Raw genomic sequence first — 6,903 nt, 5'->3', positions numbered from 1 at the left:
AATTTTGGAAACTTAAAGCCTTGGTTGCATTGGCACATTCCTTTTTGTATCACGAAATATTTACCATCGTGTTCACTGGAACTGCTTTCGGATTGTTAATTGTTATTCTATGTTATTGTTTTAATTGTAAAAGGAAATAGGCTGTTACATCTTCAAATTTTATAGTTCCAAAATCTTCAACTGTCTTAATTTTAGCAGGAATTTCTCTGTCAGGATTACTTCTATCTGTATATTCTTCCCCATATTTATAAAGATAAACATTCTTTGTTTTTGTATCAACCTTAAACGTTGTATAAGAAGAAACAAATAAAAAATCTTTACAATAAGATTGTTCAATTGTAAAATAATTGTGTTTAGATACGACTTTTTGAAATCCATCAGCAGGACAATTATCATTATATAAGAATATAAGATTTTTATTTTCAGTAATTTTGTTTCCATTTTTATACAATATAATTGGATTAGAATTATGTTGTATATTTTCTTTATTTTTATTTTTCAATTTTTCTAAAACACATATCTTATAAACATCTGTTTGTATTTTTAAATTAACGCTATCCAAAACATAAAATTTGTTTTGTTCGGTTTTAGAAAAATCATCTTTAAAATTTAAATATTCATCATTCAATATGCTGTTTATCAAATAGTTTTCTTTTTCGTTTTTCTGTAAAGCAACATCAATATTTGTCCTTTTTTCATCTTTATTCCCAAATAATAAAAAACTTACCCTAAATTTATCTTTGTTATTTAAAGATATTATTTTAAGTGTTCTTTTTATCGAAGCACTATTATAATCCTGTCCTTGAATAAAAGGATCATAATCCAAAATAAGATTGTCCCCATCAGAAGTAAGGCTATCTATTCTTTTTAAAACTCTTTCAGATACATATCTTTTCTTTAGATATTCCCTATTATCATCAGAACCATAGACTGAATAATAAAACTCTTTTAAAGAAAGAATTTTTCTATCTATATCATTATCTTTTTTCAGTTTATCTTCAGTGTTTACTTTTTCATTAGGGGTTTGTGCATTTTGTTTACAACCCATAAAAAAAAATAAAATAATAATTAATATTGTTTTTTTCATTTTATAAATCCTTCGTTCGAGATACTGTATTCTTTTTTACTAATAATTTTATCGTTATATAGTTTATTGATACTGATTTTGTAATCTTTAGAGATATTGTATGTAGTAGATTTGGATTTACCACCATCAACCTCTTCACTCGTGTATAAAATTACATTTGAAATAGGTTTATATTCATTATTTAATACAAATAAATACCATGTAGCTTGCCCGATTTCATTATATGTTATTAAAATAACAGGTTTTACATTATCATTGATAATAGGCAACTTAGCTATTTTGTAATTATCTTGATTCCTAATTGGGAATAAACTATAATATTCTTTATCAATGGATTTAAACCCTTTTTCTTCAACTATTATATCATAATCATATTTGTTGGGTAATACAAGTTCATCAGAATCTTCGTAGATTTTTTCTAATGTATCTTTCATTGTATAAGTATTGGGATTTCCTTGATTTGGTAGGCATGAATCAAATAAATTTTTCCATTTTGAATCATATTTTAATTCAACTGGGTTATCAAGATTTGCAGAAGTATTAAATAATTTACCATCCCTTTTATGGTATTCTACCCATCCAATAGTACCATCCCCTTCAGTATCAAAAAAAAGTTTAGTTGAAATAATATCATCATTTTCTTCATCAATTAGGAGGTTTACTTTATGCCTGTCGATTTTCCATTGTGAAAATGGGAAATTGCTACTTCTCACAAGTTCAGTTAAATAATCATAACAATTCTCAGAAATTTTGCTTGATAAATTATCATTATCTTGTTTATTAATTTTGATTGCTTCATTACTTGATGCACTACCTCCTTCCTTTTTGAAAGGTTCTCCTTTGCAAGAAAATAGAAGTAAAAGAAATAAAAAACTTAATACTTTTTCCATTTTTTTATTATTTATTTTTCTCAAATTCATTTACGAATCGTGGTTTTATACTTTCTATATGTGTTTTATATGTTTTTTGATTAGATTCTTTTGTTGAATGCCATCTTGCCCAATTTCCATTATGTTTTTTTATGTAAAATGCCTTATATTCCATCCCTGCCAGAACAGAGGGTAATACAACAAATTCCTTTTTCCGATCAGTAACCTGTTTATTCCCTCCTTGTCCACTCATTCCTTTGTTTTCATAAGCACTCCAAACTCCGATTGGCTGAAATTCTGGATTTGCTTCAAAGAAATTTTTATCCCAACCATAATAAGGTGCAGAGCCAAAAACCTCCATTCCTCCTGTTCCACACGCTTTATATTGTCCTGATTGAAAATGCCTTGTTTCATCTCTATACATTCGCTCAATTATAATAGCCATATCTTTTCCATACTTATTGTAAATAATCTCAAGAGCTTCTTTTCCATCATTTTCTGTAAAACCGCTACTCTGTACTTTAGGAACAATTGCAGGAGTATTTATTTGTTTTGCTGTTCCACCACCCATACATTTACATGTTTCATTATTCGTCTTTGTCGCTAATGCAACAATACTCTCTCCATTGACATCATTTATATTTTTTACAAAAAACTCGTCTTTTAAGTATTTTAATTCAAATTGCCTTACATCATAATGAATCCATGTACTTGCAATAAATTCTCCTTTATATTTAGGAACTCCAGGCTCTAATGAAAATTTATCGTCATCATCCCATCTTACTTGATTTCCTAAATGTTTCACAAATATTTTTTGTCGTATTTCTTCTACTTCTTTTGGAACTTGTGTTCTTTTCCCACTTTTATTAAAATGTATATCTAAAGCCTTTCCCATGTGGTTAGTTGAAGTTCTTTTATGTTGTCTGTTATTTTCATGACATCTATAACCAGAAAAAATACATTTAACTGAGTATTTGATTCCTTTTTCAATAACCGTTGTATAAAACATTGCTGCCCTTAATGCCCAAATCAAACTTCTATGAATGCCGGGATATTCATATTTTCTAATTTTTTCATCAATTTTTGAATTTTGTTTTTGCTCAGGAAATTTACCATTTCCAAAACCTTTACATTTTCCACAAGGACATTTAACGTCGTCAAAATTTATAATATATTTATTTTGAAAATCATCAATCGCTCTTAAAACATTCCCGCAAACTTTTCCGGTTTCAGTAACTTTCATATAATCCCTCTGGAACTGTTTTATCATTTTTTCAGTTCTGTCTGTAAATTCATCTGTAGGAACATTTCCTCCAAATCCTGCAAGACGTATATTTATTTCTCTTATAAGTTCACTTTTATCTCCTTTTTTAATACAATATTTTCCCCCACAGTTGGTGGAATTATTTGAACTTTGAGCTTTCCCTACACTTGTTGCAGTCCTCGTGTTTTCTTGATTGGTGCTTGTAATACTTTCAATTCCTTCAGCAACTATTTCAGCTAATTTACCTATTATGTTAGAACCACCACTATTACTATTATTACTATTTGCAGGATGACTTGCAGGTTGTGTGTTGTTCCGTCACTTGCTACTACGGGTGTTTATTGTCCATTTTTTTGGTTTCGTACTGTGCCGAAACATGAAATTTTTTAGAAGTTTTGGAGCATCCCACACACTACCTAATTTCGCTTCAATTCATGCTGTTCCGAAAAAGTTTCCCACATTCCCTTAGAATTAAGTTTATATTTGTTTAAGTTAATATGACAGCAACCTACGGTAGTTTGCGTTGTAATTGTTTTATTGGTTACATTAATATCTTCTCCCAACATTCCATGTTGTAAAGGAAATGATTCAGCGGGGGAAAACTCTCCATTTTTATCCTGAAAATAATACTCATATAATTTTCCAGAACTGCCTCCATTATCCCAAACAATTGCAAAGTCTTTCAGTCCATCAAAATCAAAATCTTTAATAACGAAATCTTTGCACGGCAAATCACTATATACTGACCACGAGTTTGGCTCAAAATGAATCTCTTGTTGTTTTTTATTTTTTTTATCTGTTATTATAATCCATGCGGATATTGGGTATTTTTGTTCCTTTTCATTTGTATATTCTCCCACTTCTAAAGTAAACTTATATCTAGTGGCAACATCACTAAACTCACATGATTTACTTTTCGGTTGACAAGATTTATTTTCAATAGATTTTATTTTATTTTCTAGCATAAATAAATTTGCATCATAATCATTCAATTTGCATGATATAATATCTCTTTCTTTATCTATCCAATTTAAAATATAGTATGAAGCTTCCTGTTTATCTAAATATAAATAAGTTTGATTACCAATGTTTTTAATATGGTCGATACTAAAATTAGAATCTTCCATGGGATTATGGTCAAATATTTTATTTTTACCTATCTCAATAAATTTATCAACATCTGTACAGTAATAATATTTATCATTCTTTTTGTTGATTGGTAACCATTTTCCATAAAATAATTTATTATCAGCTACTTTCAGATTTTCATTGGTTACAGTTTTTTCTTCTTTTGTTTGACAAGATATTAATATAGAAAAAAACATCCATAAATAGGCTATTTTATTTAATTTCTTCATTGCTTTTAATTTTTTCTTACTTGAGTTACTGTATATAAATGACCATTATAAACCGTAGTTCCTTTTAAGGAAAAATCGGTTTTATCAAAATATAATCTATTGTTATCACTTGCTCCTTTTTCTTTATGACTTGTTCCGACATCATAAAAAAGATAATAACATTTGTTGCCATCACATTTACGACCAATTATAACTACAAAGTGATCAGTAGAGTGATCCGCATTATTATTAATTTTATACCCTAATCCATGATCAACACCAACTTGTACTGGATGTCCTTTTTCCAATTCACTATCTAAATATGCAATGGCTTCTTTTGAAACTTGGTTATTTATTATTAATTTAGTGTGGTCATCATTTTCAATTGCTGTTTGATATAGATTTAACAAAGAAGTGGCTTTGAGCCCACTATTTATTAAAATATCATCACATGTTTTTTTACAGGCAACCAACTGTCTGTCACGTGCTCCCCATTTTGGGTCAAACTGTGTTTGCCATTTTATCTTATCTCTTAAGTCAATTTCTGATTTACCACATGATGATTCTCCTGTTGATGGTTTTGGTGTACTTTCTCCACAGCAATTTTCACCAAATTCCTTGAGAAATCCTTTTTTTAGATGTAAAGGACTTTTTCCTGCAAGTTCTTCTTTATAAAATTGATTATATAATTCTAGTGCTTTTTCCATCGTTTCAATTGGTTGACCATATTGACCTGGTGGTAAACTTGCCCATTCGTAACTTCCGTATTTTTCCGTAGCACCTTTTATATCTCCTTTTATAATTAAATCTAACATGCCTGCTCTTTTGTGCTTAAATAGAACCACACAAAATTTGTCTTGTCCTTCTGGTGAAAAACCTTTTACATTATAAGTTTTTCTTTTATTAATCATATCTTTATCATTCCATGTATAGCCCATAACCTGATATGCACCAGCAGCAGAACTATATACTTTTTCTCCATTTTTCTTTGTATACCAAAGCACTTTTATTTGAGGATGATTATTCATATCTTTATTGTAAGGCGATTTCGTAAAATTACCACCACCAAATAGCTTGGTATAACCGCCTTCAAAATCATGATTTATATATACAATTTCATTCTTTTTAGTTTCTTTATTATATTTTGATGATTTTATTATTTCTCCAGTTCCTTCTCCTACACGTAACATTCTCATATAAGCTCTCACTCTAGCTTCGCATTCACAAATCTTATTTTCATCATTTTTCTTCTCTTGTTGCTTATTTCCTTTCACAATCGCTGGAGATTTTGTTTGTTCTGTTATAGCATCTCCGATTTTTTCTATTCCTTCTGCAATTACCTCTGTTGTATTTTCAATGAATCCATAAATTCCGCCTGCTGGTTTGTTGGTTTGAGGTTTCGGAGTTTCCTGTCCTTTGGAAGCAACAACCGGAGTTTTGTTGTCTATGGTTTTACCATTATATTGAGCAGATACATAGAATTTCTTCGAAGATTTTGAATCTCCAGTAAAAAAATCCATAATCGTTTGTGGTGTAGCATATTCCGATAAATTAAATTTTACTTTGGCAATACCGTTCTTGTCTACAAAAGCTTTTTTAGGCTTTTTGTATTTGTCAGCTTCTGAAGCTCCTTCTTCCCAAAGATAAAAGGCTATCTCTTTTCCAAATAGATTAGACGTTCTTGCTTCTGCTGATAACGATTCGTTGAACTTTGCCTTATTGACATCGGAATTTCCTCTGTTCAGTAATATAACCCTTCCGATAACGGGTTCTTTTGCTGTTCTTGGGGTTACAACCAAGTTAGCCACAAATTTCTTTTCCGTTACATTCAGGAGATTTTTAGTTTCTGTATGGACTTCTATTCTATAAAGAATCCCTACCACTTTCTCTCCGAAAGTATAGGGTGCTTTTTCACCATATTTTATATTGTTTGAAACTTGTTTCCAACCTGTTGCTTTATCTTTTTTGAACAATGTCCAGATATATTTTTCTTTTGGTTTATTATTGAAAATAGGGTTGCTGAAATCAGGAACCAAACCGGTTAGTTCATAAAATGTTTTTTCTTCAGCCTTTGGACTTGTACTTCCTTTGATGATTTTCATAATTCTTTGTGTTTTTATTCAACCTCAAATGAATCCTCTCCATTTATTTCTTCCTGAAACCCCTCAAAATTCATCACAGGATTATAAATCTGTTGTTCTCTCGCATCTGCTTTCTCTACATGGCTTTTTCCAGCTTCACTTTGCTGCCCATGTTTGAAAATGGTAATCTTTCCACCCGTTGCACACATCAGTTCGGAAAGCTCCGTTACACAGCTTTTGCCCATTACTTTCACCTTATCGTAGG

Annotated in this window: 6 protein-coding genes; all 6 read right to left on the bottom strand. The window is 30.1% G+C overall.

Annotated features, from left to right (window positions below; genetic code table 11):
- Nucleotides 1-112 precede the first annotated feature (112 nt).
- A complete protein-coding gene (locus K319_RS20845) occupies nt 113-1,087 on the bottom strand; it encodes a DUF3828 domain-containing protein (protein WP_051230331.1) in 975 nt (324 codons plus the stop codon).
- A complete protein-coding gene (locus K319_RS21710) occupies nt 1,084-1,977 on the bottom strand; it encodes a hypothetical protein (protein ID WP_185092681.1) in 894 nt (297 codons plus the stop codon). The genes K319_RS20845 and K319_RS21710 overlap by 4 nt, the downstream gene beginning before the upstream one ends.
- Before the next feature lie 7 nt (nt 1,978-1,984).
- Nucleotides 1,985-3,199 (bottom strand): hypothetical protein, encoded by a 1,215-nt coding sequence (locus K319_RS20835; RefSeq protein WP_169712640.1) that lies wholly within the window; start codon nt 3,197-3,199, stop codon nt 1,985-1,987.
- A gap of 437 nt (nt 3,200-3,636) precedes the next feature.
- The gene (locus K319_RS0101120; protein WP_027381948.1) at nt 3,637-4,578 is read right to left on the bottom strand and encodes an XAC2610-related protein; all 942 of its coding nucleotides are present in this window, start codon (nt 4,576-4,578) and stop codon (nt 3,637-3,639) included.
- A 5-nt stretch (nt 4,579-4,583) separates the two neighbouring features.
- On the bottom strand, nt 4,584-6,659 hold the full coding sequence (locus tag K319_RS0101115; protein ID WP_027381947.1) for a glycoside hydrolase family 24 protein: 2,076 nt from the start codon (nt 6,657-6,659) through the stop codon (nt 4,584-4,586).
- Between the two features lie 14 nt (nt 6,660-6,673).
- On the bottom strand, nt 6,674-6,903 hold a 230-nt coding region (locus K319_RS0101110), incomplete at its 5' end, for a PAAR-like protein (RefSeq protein WP_027381946.1).

The sequence above is a fragment of the Epilithonimonas caeni DSM 17710 genome (assembly GCF_000426465.1).
Lineage (GTDB): Bacteria > Bacteroidota > Bacteroidia > Flavobacteriales > Weeksellaceae > Epilithonimonas > Epilithonimonas caeni.
The sequence above is the reverse complement of the archived record's forward strand: the minus strand, read 5'-3'. Positions and strand labels throughout refer to the sequence as shown.

What these genes read in the sequence shown, in the direction of transcription:
- K319_RS21710 (WP_185092681.1), bottom strand. Translation starts at nt 1,977, where the DNA reads ATGGAAAAAGTATTAAGTTTTTTATTTCTTTTACTTCTATTTTCTTGC.
- K319_RS20835 (WP_169712640.1), bottom strand. Translation starts at nt 3,199, where the DNA reads ATGAAAGTTACTGAAACCGGAAAAGTTTGCGGGAATGTTTTAAGAGCG.
- K319_RS20845 (WP_051230331.1), bottom strand. Translation starts at nt 1,087, where the DNA reads ATGAAAAAAACAATATTAATTATTATTTTATTTTTTTTTATGGGTTGT.
- K319_RS0101115 (WP_027381947.1), bottom strand. Translation starts at nt 6,659, where the DNA reads ATGAAAATCATCAAAGGAAGTACAAGTCCAAAGGCTGAAGAAAAAACA.
- K319_RS0101120 (WP_027381948.1), bottom strand. Translation starts at nt 4,578, where the DNA reads ATGAAGAAATTAAATAAAATAGCCTATTTATGGATGTTTTTTTCTATA.